Source organism: Vibrio sp. 10N.261.52.C11 (assembly GCF_041471405.1).
GTDB classification, from domain to species: domain Bacteria; phylum Pseudomonadota; class Gammaproteobacteria; order Enterobacterales; family Vibrionaceae; genus Vibrio; species Vibrio crassostreae_C.
This window is the reverse complement of sequence record NZ_JBFROI010000004.1, coordinates 165,337-189,343: the sequence shown is the minus strand read 5'-3', so window position 1 is coordinate 189,343 and position 24,007 is coordinate 165,337. Positions and strand designations below refer to the sequence as shown.

Annotated in this window: 21 protein-coding genes and 1 pseudogene; 15 read left to right on the top strand and 7 right to left on the bottom strand. The window is 44.9% G+C overall.

Annotated elements, in window-relative coordinates; all coding sequences use genetic code 11:
• Positions 1 to 77: 77 nt before the first annotated feature.
• Positions 78 to 764: a DeoR/GlpR family DNA-binding transcription regulator gene (locus AB4323_RS00840; RefSeq protein ID WP_102332710.1), complete on the bottom strand. Its 687-nt coding sequence runs from the start codon at positions 762 to 764 to the stop codon at positions 78 to 80.
• Between the two features lie 735 nt (positions 765 to 1,499).
• On the opposite strand from AB4323_RS00840, the gene AB4323_RS00835 reads away from it, so the two are divergent.
• The 5 genes from AB4323_RS00835 (at position 1,500) to AB4323_RS00815 (ending at position 6,467) form a co-directional block, all read left to right on the top strand.
• On the top strand, positions 1,500 to 2,198 hold the full coding sequence (locus tag AB4323_RS00835) for an ABC transporter ATP-binding protein (protein WP_372151407.1): 699 nt from the start codon (positions 1,500 to 1,502) through the stop codon (positions 2,196 to 2,198).
• Between the two features lie 8 nt (positions 2,199 to 2,206).
• Complete coding sequence (locus AB4323_RS00830; RefSeq protein WP_372151411.1) at positions 2,207 to 4,741, top strand: FtsX-like permease family protein; 2,535 nt, start codon at positions 2,207 to 2,209, stop codon at positions 4,739 to 4,741.
• On the top strand, positions 4,741 to 5,874 hold the full coding sequence (locus AB4323_RS00825; RefSeq protein ID WP_372151405.1) for a lipocalin-like domain-containing protein: 1,134 nt from the start codon (positions 4,741 to 4,743) through the stop codon (positions 5,872 to 5,874). The genes AB4323_RS00830 and AB4323_RS00825 overlap by 1 nt, the downstream gene beginning before the upstream one ends.
• Before the next feature lie 204 nt (positions 5,875 to 6,078).
• Positions 6,079 to 6,288: a hypothetical protein gene (locus AB4323_RS00820; RefSeq protein WP_017090299.1), complete on the top strand. Its 210-nt coding sequence runs from the start codon at positions 6,079 to 6,081 to the stop codon at positions 6,286 to 6,288.
• Positions 6,285 to 6,467, top strand: coding sequence for a hypothetical protein (locus tag AB4323_RS00815; protein WP_372151403.1), 183 nt, complete (start codon positions 6,285 to 6,287; stop codon positions 6,465 to 6,467). Before AB4323_RS00820 ends, AB4323_RS00815 begins: the two co-directional genes overlap by 4 nt.
• Positions 6,468 to 6,567: 100 nt before the next feature.
• On the opposite strand, the gene AB4323_RS00810 is transcribed toward AB4323_RS00815, so the two are convergent.
• Positions 6,568 to 7,356 carry a helix-turn-helix domain-containing protein gene (locus tag AB4323_RS00810; RefSeq protein WP_108192248.1) on the bottom strand — a complete coding sequence of 263 codons (789 nt, stop codon included), beginning with the start codon at positions 7,354 to 7,356 and terminating at the stop codon, positions 6,568 to 6,570.
• Positions 7,357 to 7,454: 98 nt separating this feature from the next.
• On the opposite strand from AB4323_RS00810, the gene AB4323_RS00805 reads away from it, so the two are divergent.
• The 4 genes and pseudogenes from AB4323_RS00805 (at position 7,455) to AB4323_RS00790 (ending at position 10,071) form a co-directional block, all read left to right on the top strand.
• The gene (locus tag AB4323_RS00805; protein ID WP_372151401.1) at positions 7,455 to 8,348 is read left to right on the top strand and encodes a DMT family transporter; all 894 of its coding nucleotides are present in this window, start codon (positions 7,455 to 7,457) and stop codon (positions 8,346 to 8,348) included.
• 48 nt (positions 8,349 to 8,396) lie between these two features.
• A pseudogene (locus AB4323_RS00800) lies at positions 8,397 to 8,651 on the top strand (peptide ABC transporter substrate-binding protein); the annotation flags it as partial.
• Between the two features lie 406 nt (positions 8,652 to 9,057).
• On the top strand, positions 9,058 to 9,561 hold the full coding sequence (locus AB4323_RS00795; protein WP_019822926.1) for an acyl-CoA thioesterase: 504 nt from the start codon (positions 9,058 to 9,060) through the stop codon (positions 9,559 to 9,561).
• A 237-nt stretch (positions 9,562 to 9,798) separates the two neighbouring features.
• Positions 9,799 to 10,071: a hypothetical protein gene (locus AB4323_RS00790; protein ID WP_019822928.1), complete on the top strand. Its 273-nt coding sequence runs from the start codon at positions 9,799 to 9,801 to the stop codon at positions 10,069 to 10,071.
• A gap of 561 nt (positions 10,072 to 10,632) precedes the next feature.
• On the opposite strand, the gene malG is transcribed toward AB4323_RS00790, so the two are convergent.
• The 3 genes from malG to malE form a co-directional block, all read right to left on the bottom strand.
• A complete protein-coding gene (gene malG / locus AB4323_RS00785; protein ID WP_017060050.1) occupies positions 10,633 to 11,523 on the bottom strand; it encodes a maltose ABC transporter permease MalG in 891 nt (296 codons plus the stop codon).
• Positions 11,524 to 11,534: 11 nt separating this feature from the next.
• Positions 11,535 to 13,106 carry a maltose ABC transporter permease MalF gene (gene malF / locus AB4323_RS00780; RefSeq protein ID WP_017060049.1) on the bottom strand — a complete coding sequence of 524 codons (1,572 nt, stop codon included), beginning with the start codon at positions 13,104 to 13,106 and terminating at the stop codon, positions 11,535 to 11,537.
• Between the two features lie 82 nt (positions 13,107 to 13,188).
• Positions 13,189 to 14,373 carry a maltose/maltodextrin ABC transporter substrate-binding protein MalE gene (gene malE / locus AB4323_RS00775; protein ID WP_372151399.1) on the bottom strand — a complete coding sequence of 395 codons (1,185 nt, stop codon included), beginning with the start codon at positions 14,371 to 14,373 and terminating at the stop codon, positions 13,189 to 13,191.
• Positions 14,374 to 15,037: 664 nt separating this feature from the next.
• Between malE and malK the strand changes: the two genes are divergently transcribed.
• On the top strand, positions 15,038 to 16,150 hold the full coding sequence (gene malK / locus AB4323_RS00770) for a maltose/maltodextrin ABC transporter ATP-binding protein MalK (protein WP_017060047.1): 1,113 nt from the start codon (positions 15,038 to 15,040) through the stop codon (positions 16,148 to 16,150).
• Between the two features lie 258 nt (positions 16,151 to 16,408).
• Here malK and AB4323_RS00765 read toward each other — a convergent pair whose 3' ends face one another.
• On the bottom strand, positions 16,409 to 16,609 hold the full coding sequence (locus AB4323_RS00765; protein WP_372135754.1) for a restriction endonuclease subunit S: 201 nt from the start codon (positions 16,607 to 16,609) through the stop codon (positions 16,409 to 16,411).
• Between the two features lie 208 nt (positions 16,610 to 16,817).
• Positions 16,818 to 18,734 carry a methyl-accepting chemotaxis protein gene (locus AB4323_RS00760; protein ID WP_017067914.1) on the bottom strand — a complete coding sequence of 639 codons (1,917 nt, stop codon included), beginning with the start codon at positions 18,732 to 18,734 and terminating at the stop codon, positions 16,818 to 16,820.
• Between the two features lie 456 nt (positions 18,735 to 19,190).
• Between AB4323_RS00760 and AB4323_RS00755 the strand changes: the two genes are divergently transcribed.
• The 5 genes from AB4323_RS00755 to AB4323_RS00735 all read left to right on the top strand — a co-directional run.
• The gene (locus tag AB4323_RS00755) at positions 19,191 to 20,147 is read left to right on the top strand and encodes a MoxR family ATPase (RefSeq protein ID WP_017060045.1); all 957 of its coding nucleotides are present in this window, start codon (positions 19,191 to 19,193) and stop codon (positions 20,145 to 20,147) included.
• 10 nt (positions 20,148 to 20,157) lie between these two features.
• Positions 20,158 to 21,084: a DUF58 domain-containing protein gene (locus tag AB4323_RS00750; RefSeq protein ID WP_017065688.1), complete on the top strand. Its 927-nt coding sequence runs from the start codon at positions 20,158 to 20,160 to the stop codon at positions 21,082 to 21,084.
• Positions 21,081 to 21,566: a DUF4381 domain-containing protein gene (locus AB4323_RS00745; protein ID WP_065583800.1), complete on the top strand. Its 486-nt coding sequence runs from the start codon at positions 21,081 to 21,083 to the stop codon at positions 21,564 to 21,566. The genes AB4323_RS00750 and AB4323_RS00745 overlap by 4 nt, the downstream gene beginning before the upstream one ends.
• Positions 21,559 to 22,566, top strand: coding sequence for a VWA domain-containing protein (locus AB4323_RS00740; RefSeq protein WP_372151397.1), 1,008 nt, complete (start codon positions 21,559 to 21,561; stop codon positions 22,564 to 22,566). Before AB4323_RS00745 ends, AB4323_RS00740 begins: the two co-directional genes overlap by 8 nt.
• A partial coding sequence (locus tag AB4323_RS00735) for a VWA domain-containing protein (protein ID WP_372151395.1) occupies positions 22,559 to 24,007 on the top strand: 1,449 nt, incomplete at its 3' end. The genes AB4323_RS00740 and AB4323_RS00735, both read left to right, overlap by 8 nt.

Here is a 24,007-nt window from a genome sequence, read left to right as displayed (position 1 = left end):
AGAGTATCATTCATAAGATATCCTTATTTATTAATTAAATTATTTATTTTTATTTTAAAGTTTATTTTTTCACGTTATTACAAATCAGTTATTACTACATCTACCGATTCGTTATCACATATTTTAAGAAGACTTCTTTTTTTGTATTTAGATTTATCGGCAATTAGAATAACTTGATCAGATATATCGATAAAACTTCTTTTTATTTGATAGTTATATTCATTTGAATCCCAAACTCCTGAGTCATAATCAAACCCAACGCAGGAAAAGAAGCAGACGTCTAAAGACATATTAGCCAGTGTCTCCACTGCTAGTGGACCATAGAAACTACTGTACTTATCGGAATAACTGCCACCAGTACAAATTACATTAATATTACTTTTACCTTCAAGGGCAATAACATTCTGAAGAGAATTGGTAATAATAGTGCAACTGATATTTGGAATCTCTCGAGCGAGACACCAACTTGATGAACTTGCGTCTAAACCTATTACCATTTCTTCTTTAATATAATCTAACGCTTTGCTTACCAGTAATTCCTTTTCTTCTATATAGTCCTTAGAACGCGCATGAAAAGAAAGACCTTCATCAATTTCTTGAACACTAATAGCCCCACCATGAACTCTTTTAAGTGCGCCCGATTCATCAAGCTTTTTTAAATCTCGACGAATGGTTTCCACAGAAACATTAAAGGCTTCTGCTATTTCTTCGACGGTTGCACTTCTTTGATCATTTATTAGTTCAACAATTTGTAGGCTTCTCATAATGGTCTCCCGCTTGCTTGATTATTAATTTACCAATGAAAAAATGGCAAAACTGTGACGAAATCGCCATCAAGCCCGTTATTGACCGATTTGTGACTGATATTGTGGACTATTAAACACAAATGCCCGAAACTTATAAAAACAGTCATTCATTAATAAGGAATTATAATTGTTAGAACAGCTTGTAATCACCACTTACATAGATTGAATGATATTGCGAATACTTGCCTATTTAGACCAAAGCGTATAACTCAGGAGAGGGGAGGACACGAAATGTCTGCACAGAGACAGTAATAAGAATCCACCAAGTAAACATGAAACAATGATTAGTTGAACTTGGCTAACTAAAGTGGGTAAAAACAAGAGAATTAATACTCTAAGAAACTTGGGGGCATTAACAAGTTAGAGAAACAGCACTATCCCCCTCCCCCAACACACTTTCATAAAGAAAACCTTTAACACGTTAAACCATGATTTATTGCACTTAAACGTGGTCACGAACCGTCTGACGATAAATTCGAAAGCCTCTGAGGTGACTCTAAGCTCCCACAAACACCTGTATTCCTCCTCACACTGATCTATTTCTCTCTTTTCGCAGTACAAGTTATTAATTATTCGATATAAATCGCTTTCTTTTTCAAATTGTTGTCTACAGTTTTATAGAGCTTTTCGCTTCAGTAATTGCCACAAGTAACGACACCTTTTGATGGTAGGTTTTGGTTATAAGGAAAGGAAATGGAAAGCCCAATTGTCACACTTACACATGCCAGCAAAAGCTTTGTTGATGGCAACGATACCCATCACGTGCTGGAAAATGTCGACTTCGCTTTGGCGACAAGCGCAAGCGTGGCTTTAACAGGGGCGAGTGGCAGTGGAAAGAGTACTTTACTCAACCTAATCGCGGGCTTTGAACCTCTAACTGGTGGCGAGTTGTGGCTCGATAACGAGAACACATCAGATTGGAGAGATCCACAGTGGAGCCGATTCCGCCATCAAAAACTAGGCGTGATCTTTCAACAGTTCAACTTACTAACCCCACTCAACGTAAAACAAAACATCGCCTTCCCGCTCCATTTAAATCAACAAAAATGGAGCGACTGGTGCGATTATTTAGTTGATGCATTGGGCATCAGTGAGCTACTCGAAAGACACGTATCTGCACTCTCTGGCGGTCAGCAACAACGAGTCGCTATTGCGCGCGCGCTAGCCCATAAACCTAAGCTACTGCTTGCCGACGAACCCACAGGCAACCTCGACCAAAAAGCAGGCATTGAGGTAATGAAGCTGCTGAGTGAAATCACTACACAAGGCAACACTGCCGTGCTTTTGGTTACGCACAGCCCAGAATGCGCCAGCTTTATGCAGACAAAATTGGTGTTAGACGATGGTTGTTTAAGGAACGTAGATCTAACCCCAAGAGCAGCAACGTTGTGAGTCATTCAATGAAGCAAACTGGCTTTGCTCAGAACCAGCTCACCCATACCAAACTGACTCTGAATCTATTCGCGGCGCACTATCGTCAATCACCATTGCAAGCCGCAGCGATTCTGATCGGCATTGTGCTAGCGGTCACCTTGTTTGTCGCAGTGCAAGCCATCAACCTCAATGCCAAGCGCAGTTATGCAGAATCGACCGAACAACTTAGCGCCCAAGCGCAGAACCTGATCATTCCACCAGCAGGGCAAAACTATTTACCAGAATCGCTCTACTTCAAGCTAAGACAGAATGGATTAAGCGCAGCACTACCCGTGATTGAAGGACGAGTGAGAGACGAGCAAGGTCGTCGTTGGTCGGTACAAGGCAGTGAGCTAATCGCCGCCCTCACTTCAAGATCTCGCCACGCTCGCATCGACGAAAAAAGCAATACTCAAGCCAAAGAGCCAAACATTTCCCTGTTAGACAATGCCTTACCTTTGCCGCAACTCTTAGCGGGTGAACCCATTGTGATGATGAGCCAATCTCAGCACCAGAGTTTGGACGAAGTGGACACGCTCACTTTGGATGAAGTACTCACCAAGGTTGTGGTGCTGCCAGATGAATGGCAACTGGGTAGCCGAATGTTGATGGACATTGGATTCGCTCAGCAACTGCTTAACAAGCAAGGGCAACTGAGCTATATCGCTATTTTTGACACTAAGAGCGACACTAACAGCAATGCTCAGGATAAATGGCAAAGCCTTATTGGCGAGCAAGGGCAATGGATATCCAATAACCAAAGCACGGATCTCGGTTCAATTACCGATAGCTTTCACCTCAATCTCACCGCCATGAGTTTGTTGGCGTTTTTAGTTGGCCTGTTCATCGCTTACAACGGTGTGAAGTACAGTTTGCTGAAACGTAATCGGCTGTTGGTACAAATTCAACAAGCTGGGATTGCGCCAAGCATCGTATTTTCAGCTCTGTTAGTCGAGCTGACTGTTTTAGTCACACTGGGCGCGTCGCTTGGTTTCATTCTCGGCATTCAACTCAGCCATTGGCTACATCCCACCGTCGCAATAACGCTTGAGCAACTTTATGGTGCAACACTGCTTCCCGGCACATGGCAGTGGCAATGGTTAGTGCAGGCACTGCTACTCACGCTGGCCGCAACGCTTGTCGCGTGTTGGCAGCACTTTAAACAGCGAGTGCGACAACCCCTCTCTTCCCATGGCGGTTTCTATCAAGCGCCGGAAACGTCTAACGAAAATCAGCTGTTTGTTATCGGGTCAGTATTAACTATTCTCGCGTTAGCAGGGTTATGGCTGAGCGAACATCATCGCTTCACCATGGCATGGCTCGGAGTGTTAGTGGTGTCGACTCCTTTGTATTTGCCCAAAACACTCAGCGTGCTAGCGAACTGGAGCGAAAAACGTACCCAATCGGGGTTGATACAATATCTGTTCGCTGAGCTGCGTGAACTTATCTCCCCTCTCTCCCTTGCCATGATGGCGTTGCTTCTCGCCGTCACCGCTAACATGGGAATGAATACCTTAGTCGGCAGCTTTGAATCCACCTTGAAACAATGGCTAGAACAGCGATTACACGCAGACATTTACGTTAGCCCTGCCCAAGGTGAAATCGCGAATGTGGAACGTGCGTTAGAGCAGTTTGAAAATGTTGAAACCGTTTATAAGCAATATTATGTAGACGATAACTTGCAGGGCTTACCGACTTTGCTCGGCACCAAAGACAAAGACACACTTGAGCAAACCATGGTATTCCAATCCCACCTTGATGATTTCTGGACTCGCTTTTACCAAGGTGAGTTCGTGGCAATCAGCGAACCTACGGCGGTGAAGCTCGGCTTGCCCGTTGGAAGCCAACTCAAGCTCGACGCGATCCAAGACAAAACACTCATCGTCGGGGCGATTTTCCACGATTACGGCTCACCGAATGGCGAAGTGTTGCTTGCACCTAATTTATGGCTCGAAAGTGGATTTACTGACTTACCCACCAGCTTGGGAATCAAAGTTTCTGGCGACCCACAAGTGGTGTACGAACAGCTACGCCAGCAACTCAATCTGCACCCAAGTCAGCTTTACGATCAAGCACAGATCAAATCGATCGCTTTAGATATCTTCTCACAAACCTTTGCCATCACTCGGGCGCTTAATAGCGTCACTTTAATGGTGGCGGTGATAGGGTTGTTCTGCGCCTGTTTCATGTTGCTCGATGCACGCAAAGCCGCTATTGCAAGGTTGTACGCGCTCGGTGTTAGTCAGCGAAAATTGATGGCGATGGTGGTCGGGCAAATCGTAGTTCTGGTCGCCTTCACTCTGGTTATCGCTTTACCACTCGGCGCTATGGTCGGTTATGTGTTGACGGACATCGTTACCCTGCGCGCCTTTGGTTGGAGTTTAAATTATATGTGGAATTGGAGTGATGCACTCAGCATCGCAGCCATCACCATTTTAGTGGCGGTGATTGCGACCTTGATTCCACTGTGGCGTTTGGTCAGTAAACCCGTGGTATCCAGTTTGCAAAGCGAGGTGTTGTGATGAATCGAGCAATAAGCGTTTTTGTTCTCACGCTTACCCCCTTATTCTTTTTAGGATGCGAGGAGTCCACACAACCATCAGCTCAAAATATGGGTTCGATACTCGGTACTGGAGCACAAACCGAGAATGAAGTACAAAAAGAGACTGAGCAATTCACCCCGGTAGTAAAAGGTATCGACATCACCTTCCCTGCCGACCATCAAGCACACCCTAATTTTCGTCATGAATGGTGGTATTTAACCGCAAACTTGATTGATGAAGAAGGCAATGCGTTAGGCGTGCAATGGACACAATTCCGCTTCGCCTCTGCACCACAGGACAGTGGCAATGGTAATAAGAAAACCGCGTGGCAAAGTCAACAAATTTACATGGCACACAGCGCCGTCACTACTAAAGATAAGCACTACGCCGATGAAAAGTGGTCTCGCGATCAAGCTGAAATTGCGGGTGTTAGCGATTCGCCGTTTCGTGTTTATCTCGATGATTGGCAATGGACGTCGACGAACGATGACCTGTTCCCAGCTACATTGGTCGCCAACTCGGATCAATTTGGATATTCGCTTAAGTTAACCAACAACGCGCCATATCAAAAGCAAGGCGAACAAGGCTACAGCACTAAAAGTAGCGATGGCAAAGTGGCTTCCTACTACTACAGCCAACCATTCATCGATGTATCGGGCGAAGTAACCATTGATGGCATCACGCATCAGGTGTCTGGTAAAGGTTGGATAGACAGAGAGTGGAGCTCTCAGTTTTTACTCGACTCACAACAAGGTTGGGATTGGTTTGCGCTGAGGCTGAGTGATGAAACCAGCTTGGTGGTATTTCAACTTCGAAACTCAACAACAGGCAAAGCCAATTATTCCCATGCAAGGTTGATGAATCAAGATGGCTCCGGCATCACGATTAAGCAGCAAGACATCAGCTTAACTGCTATTAATCAAACAGAAATTGAAGGACGCGATTACCCGACAGAATGGCAAATTTCTATTCCGACTCAAAAAATAGAACTAAAAGTCTCGGCGCTCAATCCAGAAGCAAAAATGCCGCTGTCGGTTCCTTATTGGGAGGGGCCAATCATGATTAAAGGTTCTCATTCCGGATCTGGCTATATGGAGTTGACTGGGTATTAAGTCGTGTATTAATAAAGGTGGAATCTGACAACAAATACATCGCGATAACCATCAACTAAACCACTTTTAACCAAAGCCTCTACCACGGAGGCTTTTTGCCATTCATCATGTTCTATTTATCTAAACGCTTGTTACAAAATATCTAATTTAACCAAACACTGAGCTCCCCTAAAATACCAATCAAATGCTTAGGGGAGATAGAACATGATTAGCTCAGTACACAATGACGAACTCAACAGATACATAGAAAGACTAGACTTAAACCTTACCAAGGCTCAGGTTCGTGAACTTGGTTGGCAGCAAAGTAATGAAGAGGTAGGAAAAGAAAAAACAGTATTAGGCTCGTGGTTTTTCTTTTCTTTCTTTGGCTTATGTACGTCTGCATGTCTTGCGCTGCTGATGTATATCTCATGAAGATAAACAAAACAATGACCACGTATAACCAGCATGGAACGTTCAATTGGTTCGAGGTCGATGGAGAAACGCACATACTGTTCAAGGTCGGCAGCATCAGTGCTCTATTGAATCAATACTATGAGGATGTCACCGAACAACAGAGCGAAATATATGGGCTGTTGGGTGCGATTCCATAATCTCCTACTGCACGTATTCACTTATGGTGTATCTATTTACTTATGGTCTATCTACTCACTAACTAGTGAAAACATCCGTTCTTTTGGGAACACGAGCTAGCTACAACAAACGGTTCTTATACTGCTCTGGCGTTTGGTTCGCGTAACGTTTGAACATGGTGATAAATGGGCTTGCTTGGTTATAACCCAATGTAAGAGCGACCTCTTTGACCGATTGGCCGTTTCTTAACAAGTCCATCGAGTACAGATAGCGGACACGCAATCGCCACTCTGTAAAGCTCATTCCGAGCTCCGTCTGGCAGTGGCGAGAAAGGGTTCTTTCCGTGGTGTGGACACGTTCAGCCCAATCTTTCAGCGTCACTTCATCGGTTGGGTTTTCTTCAACAGAAGCCAATATTGGTGCTAGGTACTTATTATCGGTTGAAGGCAAGAAGTGGTGTTCAACCTCACGCTGCGCAAGTTGGTCAAGCAGTACCTGAACGAGCCTTTGATCTTGTTCTTTTTCCGCAACATTGATTCCACGTTCGCGAAAGTCATCGATAATAGAAGACACAATCGGCGTGATCTTTATAAGACTGGTTTTATCTGGCAGATTTTGCGTTAGCTCCGGGGCGATATTTAGCGAGCAGTAGTCCAAAGGCTTACGGTTATAGCTGCAATGCATCACCCCGGCCGGTACCCAAATCGCCAAATGTGGTGGCGCCAGAAATCGGGTGCTTTCCGCTTCCATCTCTAATATACCGCCACTGATCAATTGAACCTGTCCCCATGAGTGGCTATGAACTCGGGTTTCAGTGTTCGAAAGAAACGCTTCAAAATTCATAAATACGTTAGATGGTGCCTTATCAATTGATAAGGATGGATGAAGGTTTCTGGAGTGTTTTTTCAAACTTGTCTTCCTATCGCGCCTGATGTCTTTCTAAAGATACTTGTAAGTATAACGACCTGTCAAACTAGCCGCATCAACTCATTCGCCACGGAATTCACATGCATTATCTCTTACCATTTTTTACAGTCTGTATCTGGGGCGCCAATGCAATCGTCAACAAGCTTGCTGCAAGCACCATAGAACCTAGCGCGATGAGTTTTTACCGCTGGTTTTTTGCGATGTTAATTCTCACGCCTTTCTGTATTCGCCCGGTGACGAAGCAGTGGGCTGTCATTAAGCCAAACCTATCGAAATTAGCGTTCCTCGGCTTTTTGGGCATGGTGTTGAACCAATCTCTAGGTTACTACGCCGGCTTAACCACAACCGCTTCCAACATGGCATTGATCACGTCTCTAGTCCCGTTGATCAGTGTATTTCTAAGCGTTCCTTTGTTGCACAAGTCCATTTCTAGTTTAAGTATTGTTGGCGGTGTGTTGTCACTGTCAGGCTTAGCTCTGATGTTAGGTAAAGGCGATCCTTTATTCTTCATGCATCAAGAATTGACTCAAGGCGATGGCTATATGTTAATTGCGGCTTTTGTTTATGCTTCTTACTGTGTGCTATTGAAACGCTGGAAAATGCCCATCAGTAGCTGGGTGGTGATTTACATTCAGGGTCTGTTTGCTGTCGCGATGCTTACGCCACTTTGGCTTACCAGCGAACAGCTTTTACCACCGCAACAAGCGATCCCATTGATAGCTTACGCCGCGGTTGCCGCTTCAATTTTAGCGCCTTGGATGTGGGTGAAAGCGATTGACACCATTGGTGCTGACTCAAGCGCGATGTTCATGAACTTGCTTCCGGTTGTTGCGATCGTATTAGCCGCGACATGGCTTGGCGAAGAGATTAACCAGTTCCACATCATTGGTGGTGTGATGGTGATTTCAGGTGTCATCCTTGCTCAAATCAGAAGAAAACCAAGGCTTGAGGCTCCTCTCCCTCAACAAAGCTAAACGCATTACCCAACGCTCACATTAGGGTAAAAATTCAAACTCACGTTTCACACAGCAAATGAGAGTGGCTACTGTAATCCATACTATGATGAGCCCTTACAGCAAGCGAGTAAAACGGAAGATTAGTCTAAACGCTTTACTTTATATCAGCACGATGAGTCGTTACTCAACTATTCTTCAGCAGTTATACCTTTATATCATTACAATCACACACGATTAGTGCGAAATACACTAAAAGGCTTCCCAAACAATAATCCGAAAGGAAATATCTACGCGAAGGATCTATACTTTTTAAAACAGTAAAAGTGAGCTGATAAGAAAACAATAATCACTACCACTTTAGTGGTACCTGAGATACAGCCACTTTAACTAAACCAAATCAACAGCGGTTGGTTGGCTAACACAAAAAAGTACCGACATGAGTACCACACGGCTTAGAAACACCTAGCATTACGCTAGGTGTTTTTTTTGCAATCGACCTATCTAGTGACTTAATCAGTATTTCTATTCTCTTGCTTGATATCACTTCATCCATGTTTGCCATTCGCCTGATACGCCTTTAAGCACCAATATTCATCAACTGATCATCTGTTTGAAAAAAATAGTCTTAACCATGAGATTATCCGCTTTAACTTATGTCATCTTAAGTATATTGTTACTAGCAAGTAACAAGCATGTTACGCAGCAAAATAATAATGAAGGAAGATAGATGAGCAGTAGCAATAGCCGACAAGATGGTAAACGAGACGTTACTCTGCGTTTTTTAGCTGAACCCGGGGATGTGAACTTTGGTGGTAAAGTTCATGGTGGTGCAGCAATGAAGTGGATCGATTTAGCAGCCTACGCTTGTTCCGCAGGTTGGAGCGGTAAATACTGTATAACAGCCTATGCAGGCGGAATTCGATTCGTTGCCCCAATTCATGTAGGCAACCTTGTGGAAGTAAGTGCAAAGGTCATTTACACAGGTTCATCTTCAATGCATATCGCTATCGACGTGCAAGCAAGCGACCCTAAAGAGCTCAATAACCGCCTAACAACTCACTGTATCGTTATTATGGTCGCTGTCGATGAGAATGGTAATCCGACTAAAGTGCCAGAGTGGATACCAGAGACGCCAGAAGACATCGAATTACGAGATTCAGCTATTCGCCTAATGAACATGCGAAAACAGATTGGTGAAGAGATGGAAGCTCACGTGAAGTACCTTAAGTAAGGTCCACCAGCTGCCCTCCCCCTACAAAACCTTATTACAATGCCAAGCGCCTGCTTGGCATTGATCTATTTGATACCTTCGTGCTTTACACAGCCAAATCCGCTGCACACCCAATACAGACGATAAGAGCGTGATACCCAGCCAAAGGTTGAAATGAATCGGCACTTGTTCACTGATTTATTTTGACTGTAATAAAGTCGTCATTTTGCTCTGATTAAATACCGCCAATCATAATAGATGCATTTGAATTTCTTGGAGCCACTCTTGAGCGTCATACGCCCCACTCTTAGCGAGTCTACACTGAACAATTTAAAGGCTGTTGAGTACCAATGGGTTAGAACTTTGTACGTCGAAGGCTACGACAGCAATGAAATCAACCACTATATCCAAACGTGTTTCGGTGGAGATCCGACATTTGCCGATCTATTTCGTCGCGTGGCACTCGATCAAGAAAGCATCTATGTGCTATTGCAACACTTAGGTTGTGCTCCTTCTAGTAAAGAGTTCTAACTTCTAAGTCCCACCAAAAACCAGAAGCATAAATAAACCTACCTCCATAACCCTCATGAATGTCACTTGAATATTCTGTAACTACCTCTCGCTTACCCATACATTTTCAGTGCAATTTCAGGTTTTGTTGCATACAAATCATTGAAGTATCACGCATTGGAATATTCACAACATATCAATAGTACAACAGCCACTTATACTGAGTGTCTGATTTGTGAGACTAGTTCATTTCTACAAGTAACCAAAATGAAGTGGTCGGTATTTAGGAGAGAAGTAACTCGAAACTTTGGGTTTTAAAGTAGATATGAGCGCGATAGTTAACGAGTAACGCTGACACAAAAAACAAAAAGTAGCAGGCATAAAAAAACCCAAGTAAATACCTGGGTTAGAGTTACAAAAACCACTAATCATTAATAGCGTAAGGAACCTGATTAGTAGCCAGCTATGCGTAACCTGAGGGTTATTTTTATTACTGATCGGCGGCCAAACCAAATGATGTAATAAAAATGCCAATATAGAGCGACCTAACGGTCGCTCTTTTTCTTTCTTATAGAGTACAGCTTATCCTTTTACACCACCTGCCGTCAAACCACCAACTAACCAACGTTGAGCAAGTAAGAACACGATAGTAATCGGAAGTGCTGATAGTACAGCCGCTGCCGCAAAGTCACCCCATAGGTAGTTCTGAGGGTATAGGTACTGCTGCATACCTACTGCTAGCGTGTAAGAGTTCACATCTGTAAGTAGGATAGACGCTACTGGCACCTCACCCACTGTCGCGATGAAAGATAAGATAAACACAACCGCTAGGATTGGCACAGACAGCGGTAGTAGAACCAGTCTGAATGCTTGCCAAGGCGTTGCACCATCAAGGGCTGCTGCCTCTTCCAGAGAGTTATCAATCGTCTCAAAGTAACCCTTAATCGTCCATACGTGCAGTGCAATACCACCTAGGTAAGAGAAGATTAGACCACCGTGTGTGTTCAAGCCTAAGAACGGAATGTATTGACCAAGTTTGTCAAACAGCGCGTAGATTGCTACTAGAGCCAATACTGCTGGGAACATTTGGAAAATCATCATCGCTTTCAGGATTGTGTTCTTACCTTTAAAGCGCATACGAGCAAACGCGTAAGCCGATGTCGTAGACAGTGTCACAATCAGAATCGATGTGATACCTGCAACCTTCACTGAGTTCCATAACCAAGTTAGCACAGGGAACGGAGGTGACGTTACCGAGCCATCTGCGTTCGTTACTGACATACCCAATGCTAACTTCCAGTGTTCCAATGATGGGTTATCTGGAATCAAACTACCGGTTGCGAAGTTACCTTCACGGAACGAGATCGCGATGATCATCAGTAGTGGGAAGATAATCATTGCCAAGAAGCACCACAACACTGCATGCGTTGCCCACACTCGGTATTTAAGGCCTTTACCTTGTACCATAGCCATTGTCGTGCTCCTTAATCTTGAGACAGTTTAGTGAAACGAAGGTTTAGTAACGCTAGTGCACCAACCAATAGGAAGATAAGCGTTGCGATAGCACTTGCTAGACCGAAGTCTTGACCGCCGCCGCCTTCGAATGCAATTCGGTACGTGTAGCTTACAAGCAAGTCTGTGTAACCCGCTGGCTCAGAAGTACCAATCATGTTCGGGCCACCGTTCGTCAATAGTTGAATCATTACGAAGTTGTTGAAGTTAAAGGCAAACGCTGCAATCAATAGCGGTGTAAGCGGTTTAATCATCAATGGGAACGTAATGCGCTTGAAGTTATCAAGGAAGTTCGCACCATCGATTGCTGACGCTTCGTATAAATCATCAGGAATCGCTTTAAGCAGACCCATACATAGAATCATCATGTAAGGGAAACCTAGCCATGTGTTAACCATCAACACCATGGTTTTCGCTAAGATAGGGTCTGAGAACCAGTTCGGGCTTAAGCCGAAGATATTCTCGAGCACCATGTTGATCTCACCAAAGCTTTGGTTGAATAGACCCTTAAAGATAAGAATCGAGATAAACGCGGGTACGGCGTAAGGCAGAATCAGTAGAACACGATAAATAGAACGACCTTTCAACTCTTCCCATTGCACGATGTTAGCCAATACAAGGCCGATAACTAGCGTGAACGCTACGGTACATACCGAGAAGATAACCGTCCAAATAAAGATGCTGATAAACGGTTCTTTAATGCCGTCATCTTTCCATACACGCTCAAAGTTATGCGTACCAATGCTAACCACGAAACCTGGAGAGATGGTATTACCCGTAAACTCACCATTTGCATCAACAGGCTGGTAGAAACCCACATCCATATTTGGCTTGAGAACTTCACCCGTTTCATTGTTGATTAACGTTTCTTCATCGTCTTGTAGCGTGTAAAGCGGAGCAACAGAAGCAAACTTACGTAAGCCACTCATGCGGATGTCACCACCGTCAGGTAGATTGAAATCAACACCACTGATTGCTGCTCGGTTTTGAATGATCGCTTTGATCTTCTCTTTTTCACCTTGCGCAGACTCAATAACAGATAGGTCCATCTCTGTTTCTGTCATATTGTCTAGAGAAAATACGTCAGTCGCTAACAGTTGATCGCCATCTTTTACAACGATCTGGTGACCGTCATCTGTCTTGTACAAAGTAAATGGGTAGCTCTCACCGCTTTGGAAAGAACGGTCTAAAAGAACGGTTTGAGTACGCTCTAGAGAAAGTTGGTTTTTCGCGCTGTAGTTAGTAAACGCAAGCCCTACGGTGTATGCCAATGGGAAAAGAATGAACAAGATCATTCCGGCAATACCTGGGTAAATATAACGGTGGGCGTAAGTTTTTTTACTACCAAAAATGTAAAGTGCCAAAGCCGTTAAGATCACTGTAAGCAGCGCAAAAGCGAGCTCACCGCGAGAATACATTAGAATTGTAGCGTAGCCGTTTATTAAGCCAACGCTACCAAGCAACCCCCATTTAATGAAGACGCTTTTACTGCCTGGAAGGCTTGATGGTGCTGGGATAGCATCTGTACCTTGAACTGACTGCATAGAGGAACCTGCTAGCGATATAGATAAAAAAATAGAAAAGTAAGGAGAGGTTACCCTCTCCTTAAAAGGTAGTGCCTGGGTGTTACTTAACCATACGACCTTCAGCAGCTTTTAGTGCTTGGTCTACTGATTGACGGCCGTCAACTACGTTGCCGATCGCTTCTTCCATGCTGTACCAGAATGTTGTGAACTGAGGGATGTTAGGCATGATTTCACCGTTCATCGCGTTGTCCATTGTTGCTGCAATACGAGTATCGCTGTCTAGTTGACGTTGGAAAGAGTTAAGAGCAACAGCGCCTAGTGGCTTGTCGTCGTTCAGGCTCTTCATACCTTCATCTGTTAGTAGGTAGTTTTCCATGAACTCAACAGCTAGGTCGCGGTTTGGAGACGCAGTGCTGATACCACCTGCCCATACACCAACGAAAGGTTTAGACGCTTTACCGTTGAACTTAGGTAGTGTTGTTACGCCGTAATCTACGCCAGCTTTCTTGATATTTTCCCAACCCCAAGGGCCGTTGATTGTCATTGCAACGTTACCCGCAACAAATTCAGACTCAGCAACTGAGTAATCCATGTCTGCAGAGATAACCTTGTCTTGTACCATCTTCTCGATGAAACCTAGAGACTTCTGAACACCATCAGTCGCTACGCCCGCATCTTTAATGTCGTAACCTTCTGCAGTCTGTTTGAATGCGTAACCGCCGTCAGCTGCAAGTAGAGGCCATGTGAAGTAAGCGCCGCCACGTAAAGGCCACATGATCGCTTTCTTGCCGTCTTTTTTAAGTTCAGCATCAAGTGCTGGGATTTCTTCCCAAGACTTAGGTGGGTTAGGAACAAGCGCTTTGTTATAAATTAGCGAAACTGACTCAACAGCAACAGGGTATGCGATTGTTTTACCTTCGTATGAAACAGCGTCCCATGCGAAGTCTACGATACCTTCTTTAGTTTCTTTAGAAGGTTTGATATCAACAAGAAGTCCCGCTTCTGCATAGCCGCCAAAACGGTCATGTGCGTAGAAGATCATGTCTGGGCCATCGCCAGCTGCTGCTACTTGAGGGAATTTCTCTTCTAGCTTGTCAGGGAAAGCGACGGTTACTTTAACACCAGTATCTTCTTCGAAGCGTTTACCTACTTCAGCCATGCCTTCATAAGCTTTGTCACCACCTACCCAGATTGTTAGTTGTCCTTCTTCGATAGCAGCATTTGCACTAAAAGAACCCAGAGCAACTATTGTACCTAGAGCTACAGCGCTTAGAGCGTTTTTCATGTGAATATCCTTTTTATATTTATACGTAGGGCACATCTACCAAGACGAGCCAGTTTTCGGAGGTTATGATCTGAGAAAACAGACCCTAGCTCATCATCCTAGCCACTACGCCCTAGCTATTATGGCTTAAATTCGTGATCGCCATCCGGTCAGATTAGAGACTGCAATCACAAAACGTATACTCATCGTGATCAACATCACCGTTACGTGGTGGATTTATTTGAACTGGATCGCCAATTATTAATAACCCCATTTATCTACTCCTCCCCTCCTACTCCCCCTAGTTAATTTTCCATTAGGAGGATGTACCCTTACGCCAATTCACCGAAACTGCATTCATCCAAGAGTGGATAGTAAGAACCCTTTACCGGCAAGTGTTATGCGTTGACGCATTATTCATTTAGTTGGCTTCACTGCCCGCTGGTGTCTTATATTAGCATCGAGCTAAATCTGTGATTGAATCACGGGGGAGGTTTAGCTGGATGTGGGGGAAATGGGCATCAGTTTGGCTATGACGGGTGGGCTTGGTTAAAGAAGCCAAGTCTCACCCACTTTTTTCTTACTCACTCAATACTTACCAATTCCTACAGTTACTGCTGACCCAAAAATTTCTTATAATGATAAGCAGTAAAACTTAAAATTTGATCGATCGAGGACAAGCTAGATGGCGAGTGTCACGTTAAAAAACGTTTATAAATCATATGGTGATGTACAGATTTCTAAGGACGTAACCTTAGACATCAACGAAGGTGAATTCGTAGTATTCGTTGGACCATCAGGTTGTGGTAAATCGACGCTATTACGTTGTATCGCAGGTCTAGAAGACATTACGTCTGGTGATTTGTACATTGGCGACCAACGCATGAATGACGTTGAACCGTCAAAGCGTGGCGTAGGTATGGTATTCCAATCGTACGCGCTTTACCCTCACCTTAACCTATACGACAACATGTCTTTCGGTCTTAAGCTAGCAAACGCAAATAAAGCTGAGATCGACAAACGCGTTGAACATGCTGCAGAAATCCTTCAGCTTGGTCACCTTCTTGAGCGCCAACCTAAAGCGCTTTCTGGTGGTCAACGTCAACGTGTTGCGATTGGTCGTACTCTGGTTTCTCAACCAAACGTATTCCTACTTGATGAGCCTTTATCAAACCTAGATGCCGCGCTACGTGTTCAAATGCGTTCGCAAATCACCAAGCTACAGCGTCAACTGGGTTGTACCATGATCTACGTTACCCACGACCAAGTGGAAGCGATGACAATGGCGGATAAGATCGTTGTTCTGGATGGTGGTTATGTATCTCAAGTCGGTAAGCCGCTTGACCTTTACCACTACCCTCAAAACCGTTTCGTTGCTGGCTTTATTGGCTCACCGAAGATGAACTTCATGTCGGTACACATTGAACAAGCTGAAGCAGAACGCGTATTGGTACAACTTTCTAATGGCATGACTTTCTGGATCCCTGTTGATGGTACGACTGTCAATGCTGGCGATCGTATGTCTCTGGGTATTCGCCCTGAACACTTGATGTCTGCTGAATCAGGTGACGCGACGATTGAAGCTGACGTGATGATGGTAGAGAAACTAGGTAACGAAACTCAGGTTTACCTAAACCTTGAAAGTGCCGATGCTGATGTTATCTATCGCCAGCCAGACACGTTGAAAATCGAATCAGGTGACAAGTTGGCGATTGGTATTCCAGCGCACCGTTGTCACCTGTTCCACAGCGATGGCCGCGCATGTCGTCGTTTGTACAAAGAATACGGCACAGACTAATCGCTTAGCCTTTTAGGATATAACTTGCCCATATCGAATCCCTCTTACTCAGTAAGGGGGATTTTTTTATGTGCTGGATATTTTTATGTGTTGGATACGAGTTTCACTTACATTGAATAGTTCATGAGTCAGCCACTCGGTCTTTCGCTAGCGGCAATAAAAAAGGTCTAGCAAGCGCTAGACCTTTATCTGTTAGTTAGGCTATGAACCCAACCGCTAATATCACTTCTTTCAGACATGAAACCTGTCTAAATCAACTTAGTGAATTGGCGTATCATTCTGTTTGTTGAACTGGCCAAAATGCTTCTCTAACACTTCAGGAGTCAGTTTGCCTTCCGCCTCTAGTCGCTTGAACTCAGCAACAATTGCTTTTTGCTCTTCAAGTGATGGCAGTTTCACCTCAGGCTCATCGCCCATCTCTTGAGTCATCTGCTCTAGTTCTTTTTCAAATTCGCTCATGATACTTACCTAAATATTAAACCTAACGAGATTTTACTCATTTACGCCCTATGATGCTAGGGTGATTAAAAGCAAAGCCCGAAACCAGATCAAGCTAAAGGCAGTTAGAGGCAAATTAGCGCACTAATAAAAAGAGCCGGATTCACGATGAAATGACCCCAGCTCTTCGTCTATATCCCTTTCTAAGTCATGTTACAGCTTGAAAGAATTAAAGCTTAAATGAACCAACCATCTTATCTAGACGAGACGATAGATCACGAAGCTCTTGGCTCGCTTCAGCAAGTTGCTCAGCCGTGCCCGTTGTCACTTCGTTGATTGCGTTAATCTCTTCAATGTTCTGGTTGATGGTGTGAACTACGGTTGATTGCTCTTCCGTTGCCGTTGCCACTTGAGTGTTACGGTCTGTGATATCAACGATACGGTCTGAAATGCCACTCAGCACGTCTACCGCTTCATCCGAAGCCGATACACCTTCAAGGGTAATCACCTTACCCGCACTCATTGCCGTTACCGCATCTTTAGCATCGCTTTGCAGTTGGTTGATCATCTTTTGAATCTCTTCCGTTGAATCTGCGGTACGGCTTGCTAGGTTACGTACTTCATCCGCTACAACCGCAAAACCACGACCTTGCTCACCAGCACGGGCGGCTTCAATTGCAGCGTTCAATGCGAGTAAGTTAGTTTGCTCTGAAATATCACGAATAACACCCAGAATAGAACCGATGTCTTGAGTTGTAGAAGCCAGTTGCTCTACTACCTGACCTGTGCTTTCAATATCTTGCGCCAAACGGCTGATCGCGTCTTTTGCTTTGTTCACCACAGAGCGACCTACTTCCGTATTGCCTGAAGCTTGAGTTGCCGTTTCTGCTGCGGTTGCCGCGTTCGATGCAATCTCACTGATGGTCATACCCATTTGGTTAATGGCAGCTACGACTTGAAGGGTTTGGTCGCGCTGTTCTTGGCTGTTGTCGTGGGTGATGTGAGCTTTATTCGAAACACTCTCTGCAGCCACTTGAAGCGCTTGGCTTGTCGAACACACCTCTTTCATCGACTCGTGAATCTTTTCAATGAATCCGTTGAAGCCTTTTGAAAGCTGTGCAATTTCATCGTTGCCTTTCACTTCGATACGCTGTGCAAGGTCACCGTCGCCTTCACCTAAGTCGCCGAAACGCTTAGCCAAAAGCTTGATCGGTTGAGTAATGCTGTTCGCCAGAACTACGCCCATTAGGATAAACACTAATGCCACAACCGCAGTCATGATCAGCATCTTCTGCGCTGTCGCATCTAACTCTGCAAACACTTCACCAGTCGGAACGACACCAATAACAAACCAGTCCATTGAAGACACATACAAGCTCGCCACGAACAGCTCTTGGCCTTGGCTTTCAGTGGTAATCAGGTTAAAACCCGACTTGTTCAGTAGTTGGCTTGCTTGAGGACCGTAAAGTTGTTGAAGTGAAGAGTCACTGCGAGAACGCTCACGGTGAATTTGAACATCACCTTGGCTATCGGTTAAGAATACGAAGCCGGTATTTTCAATCTTAAAGCCGTTCAGCAGGTTAACCATGTCATCCATCGACTTTGATAGACCAGACATCGCCAAACCAGAAGGTTGTTGATAGTTAGCAAACATCTTCACTTCGCCATTGGCTTCTTGGAACATGCTCACCATGGTCGGCTGTCCAGATTGCGTAAAGCCAAAGAACCAACCATCTTGCTGTTGGTTTAACTGACGTAGGAAGCCATTTTGGTTCCAGTAGTAAGCAGTTTGACGGTTCGCCACTGAGGCATCGTTCAACTGATACTGGTTACGAACATTGTTCAGCTGTTTCACCAGTTTATTTTCTAGTGCGGGATCGCGATCGGTCGATTCGATAGCATCAGAAATAAATTCATTTGAAGCAATTTGCTCCGCCGCTAGTAATAGCTGAGAGACTTCTCGGTCAATTTCACCATTGATTCGCTCTAGCATTCCTGGAAGTTCAATATCGATCAATCGATGACTTAATACATCTCTTGCTTGTTGTTGTGCCATTGCGCCGACAATCACTGTCGATGCAAGAACCGCAAAGGTAATTCCAAGTACAACTTTTTGCTTGATACTCAGAGAGTTAGTTTTAAACATATTTGGACCTTTAAAAAGAATCGCTCGTTATTGGTATACCCTGAACAGGACTTTTTTAGTGCACTCCAACAAGCAATGCACAATCTGAGTGATGTATCGGCCACAACCAATAAAACTAGAGACTTTCTTCTCAAAAAACTGCAAATATGATGTAACAATTAGAAATATTCACCTTGAGCATGAATTAACTAAGCAAATACCGCATTGTCGAGAGTCAATTTTAGTTCTCACCCCCTGAGACCCAACCGAACTCAAACCACTCCCCACCGCCGAGCTTTTGTATATAAAAACCAATTGATATAGTAATAATCACAACCTAACGATTTTTTTAGCTAACCACTTGTAAATATTTCCAATTTTGAAAAAATAAATTACGCAAATGTACTGGAACTTTTTCCTCGAAATCAGTGACCAATACTCAAAATAAAAATCAAATGGATACCCAGAGAGTCCAAAATGCACAAAACAAATTTCGAAGTCCTTCAAAACTATCTAGAGTCTCAAATCATTGGTCAAAAAGAGCTCGTTAAGCAACTGATGATCGCCCTTTTAGCAGATGGTCATATCCTCGTTGAAGGACCTCCCGGCTTAGCAAAAACTCGCGCAGTAAAATCATTGGCTGACTGTGTTGAGGGTGACTTCCACCGTATTCAATTCACTCCCGATCTGTTGCCAGCTGATTTGACGGGTACCGACATTTTTCGCCCTGAGACTGGGGAGTTCACTTTCCAATCAGGCCCGATTTTCAACTCATTGATTCTAGCGGATGAGATCAACCGTGCTCCGGCGAAAGTTCAAGCGGCAATGCTGGAAGCGATGGCAGAAAAACAAGTAACTGCCGGTCGAAAAACCTATGCGCTGCCTGAGCTATTTTTGGTAATGGCAACACAGAACCCAATTGAACAAGAAGGGACTTACCCGCTACCGGAAGCTCAGTTAGACCGATTCTTGCTTCACCTAGAGGTTGAATACCCAGATATGGAAAGCGAGCTTGAGATCTTACGACTCAACCGTGGTGAGGCTCAAGGTAACGAATCAGCTCAGCCACAACAGATATCTCAGCAAACGATCTTTGAAGCGCGCCAAGAAGTGCTCAACACTCACATGGCAGACACCATTGAGCAGTACATCATCAGACTGGTTATGGCGACTCGCCAACCTAAGCAATACAGTGACCAACTTGATCAATGGTTAGACATGGGTGTCAGCCCGCGTGCAACCATTGCGTTAGACCGTTGTGCCCGCGCTCACGCTTGGCTTGCAGGACGAGATTACGTCACTCCACAAGACGTTCAAGCGATGGCATTCCCTGTGTTACGCCACCGTCTACTGCGCAGCTACCACGCACAAGCTGAAGGTGTCACCGCAAACCAAGTGATCGCACACCTTATTTCATTGGTTGGCAGCGCATAGGGATACGCGCATGAATAATCAACTACCCAACCATAGTGACGGTGTCACGTTAAACCTGGACGAACTTCTGCAATACAAAGCGCAGTCTGTTCGCTGGTTGCCTCCCGCCAAGAGCCTTTGGTCACAGCTTAACGGCCAACACGAGAGCAACCGTAAAGGTCGCGGGATGAATTTCTCTGAAGTTCGTCAATATCAAGCGGGAGATGACATTCGCAGCATTGATTGGCGTGTAACAGCCAGAACGGGCAAAGCGCATACCAAACTTTTCTCTGAAGAACGAGAACAGCCTGTCATTTTATTCTTGGATCTATCAAGCAGTATGATTTTCGGCTCAACCTTGTTGCTGAAATCGGTTCAACTTGCACACTTTGCTAGCCAACTGTGCTGGCTTACTGTGGCTCAAAAAGATCGAATTGGCGCGGTGATCGATACTGGCAAAGAGGTCATTGAGATTAAGCCAAGTGCAAGCAACCATGCTCCACTGCGTATTTTGCAAAAAGTCATAGAAATCAATAATGCAGCGCTGACTCATCACGACAATCATAATGACACAACCTTAGAGCATGGGCTGAAATCTCTGCACCAGCTTTGCCCTAAAGGAAGCGATATTATTATGCTCAGTGACTTTGTGCGTTACCAAGAAAGTGACTACTCACTTATCAGTCAAATTCGCCGACACAACAGAGTACGTCTGGTGCATTTCTACGACCCACTAGAGCAAGGTGAAACCACCTATAAAGGCTCTAAACAGGTCACCGATGGCAGCAAAACTCAATGGTTTAATTTCTCTTCTAATAAAGAAAAGCAAAAGCTTAACCATGCTTTTTCGCTTAAGAAACAGCAGCTGCAACAGATGGGGTTATCTCTCGCGATACCTTATAGCTCGCTGTCGAGTGCGCAGTCACTCATGAGCCAGATATCAGGAGCTCAGTCATGAAACAGCCCTTAGATTTAAGTCCGGTGATTGCGCCAGACGCCCCGACTTGGTGGCCTTTGGCGTGGGGTTGGTGGGCAGTCATTATCACAGCCATTTTCCTGATTGCCTTGGTGTTTTTCATTCTAAAACGTAGAAAAAACAATCAACAGGCGAAACAAGAAGCGCTGTCTTACTTTAGTAATAGTCAGTCCCAAGATGGCTTGTCTCCGAGCAAAGCTCAAGACATCGTTCGTCAAGCAGCACTGAGCTATTTCCCTCGTGAAAAAATTGCAGGTTTGTCTGGTGATGATTGGTTGAAGTTCTTAGATGCGCAATTGGCGAAGCCGTTATTTGTAGCAAAACAATCCCAGTGGCAACAAGCGCTCTATCAAGATGTAGCCCTTATGAACGACGAACAGAAAAAGGCTCAACAACAATTAGTTAATGATTGCGAAACTTGGCTTCGTAAAGCCCTTCCTCCTAAGCGAGGTCTTTATGAGTGATTTTCTAAGCCCTATGTTTCTAAGCGGGGACTTGCTAAACATCGAGTTCGTTTGGTGGTGGATGTTCTTCATCGCGCCACTGCCGTTGCTCGTTTACTTGTTCTCACCAAAGTCAGAATCAAGCCATGTCCTAAGACTTCCATTTCTGCCAGAAGACAGTAATACCAAAACACCGAGCAGTCGCTTACCAAAGGCGTTGTCCGTGATTATCTGGCTTCTGCTGGTTACGGCGAGCGCGCGCCCTGTATGGTATGGCGAACCGGTAGAGTTTCAACCGAAACATCGTGATTTGATGTTGGTTGTCGACCTCTCCTACTCGATGAGCCAAGAAGACATGCAGTTCGATGGCGAATACATCGACCGCTTGTCGGCGGTGAAACGCGTATTGAGTGACTTTATTGAGCGTCGTAAAGGTGACCGAGTTGGACTGGTGTTATTTGCTGATCACGCCTACTTGCAGACCCCGCTTACGCTAGATAGAGATACGCTTTCACAACAGCTCAATCAAGCGGTGTTAAAGCTGATTGGTACTCAAACAGCGATTGGTGATGGTATTGGTCTTGCCACCAAAACCTTTGTCGATAGCGATGCGCCCCAACGTGTAATGATTCTACTCAGCGACGGCAGTAATACCGCCGGGGTATTAGACCCATTAGAAGCGGCGGATATTGCAAAGAAATACGACGCAACGATTTACACCGTGGGTGTCGGTGCAGGCGAGATGATGGTCAAAGAGTTCTTCATGACGCGCAAAGTCAATACTGCTCAAGACTTGGATGAACGTACACTAATAGAAATTGCCAAACGCACCGGCGGTCAGTACTTCCGAGCGCGTGACAGCAAAGAGTTAGCGACGATTTACGACACCATTAACCAGTTAGAGCCCGTGACGAACGCCACTAAGATCTGGCGACCGCAACAAGAGTGGTTTGTATGGCCACTGTCGGCGGCAATGTTCTTCGCATTTATGCTGTTAGCCATTAGGAGAAACAATGTCTAACTTTACTTTTATCTACCCATATTGGTTCTTGGCGCTTGTCGTGCTGCCCGCTATTTGGTGGCTGAGCAAGACACAATCTAAGCAAGGATTACTCGCGTCACACATCGCGCGATACTTGGCACCAGAATCGAGTAAGCCATCGAAAAATCGCAGTACTTACTTCGGAATTTGGTGGCTGGTCGGCGTTATTGCATTAGCTGGACCAAGCTTCGAGAAAAACGAACAGCCGAGCTTTGAAAAAACGCAGGCACGAGTTGTGATCATGGATATGTCGATGTCTATGTATGCCACCGACATTAAGCCGAATCGCTTAACTCAAGCGCGATACAAGGCTCTGGATCTGCTTTCATTGTGGAAAGAAGGGCTAACAGGCATGGTGGCGTATGCTGGGGATGCTTACACCATTAGCCCGCTAACGTCAGACTTCAACACCATCAAAAACCTAGTGCCTAACCTATCGCCAGATATCATGCCTTATCAAGGTGGTGATGCCGCATCAGCCGTTAAGCTTGCGATTGATATGATGACTCGCGCGAAGATCTATCAAGGTGATTTGGTATTGATTGCTGATGACATCGATGACCAAGAGCAGAAGCAGATCGACTCCCTACTCTCTGGCAACGATTGGACATTGTCGATTCTAGCTGTAGGGAGTGAAAACGGTGCGCCAATCTCGTTACCTACGGGGTCGATGCTGCAAAGCGACTCAGGACAAACCGTGGTGGCAAGAACCAACTTGAAGAACATGCGCGAGCTTACACGCAGCTCTGGTGGCACGTTCACTGAAGTTCAATTTGATAACTCAGATGTTGAACACATCGCGAGCTACCTCGACCGCGTTGCAACAACATCGGAAGTAACCAAGACCAAGAACTCACTCAACACCAGAGTGAACAACGGTTTCTGGTTACTGCCTTTGCTATTACTTCCGGCACTTGGATTATTCAGGAAAGGGGTTATTTGGTGTGCCTTAGCTGGAGTTATCTCTTTTAGCCAACCAAATACTGCGTTTGCGAACCCGTGGAAAACCAATGATCAAGTAGGCTATCAGCTGTATCAGGACGAGGACTTCCAACAAGCTGCTGAACAGTTCACCCAACAAGAGTGGAAAGGCATTGCTCAATACAAAGCCGGTGATTTCGAAGCCGCAGAGCAGACGCTGCAAGAGCTTTCTAGTGAAGATGCTCGCTACAACCTTGCTAACGCTCAAGCCCAACAAGGTAAGTACGACCAAGCGATCCAAGAGTATCAACGTATTCTTGAAAGCAACCCTGAACATGCTTATGCGAAGAAGAACCTAGAGATTGTCGAACAGGCTCAGAAGCAACAGCAACAGCAACAGCAACAGCAACAGCAACAGCAACAGCAACAGCAACAGCAACAGCAAGGCGATTCTGACTCCAAAGACCAGAAAGACCAAAATCAGCAAGGTCAGCAAGGT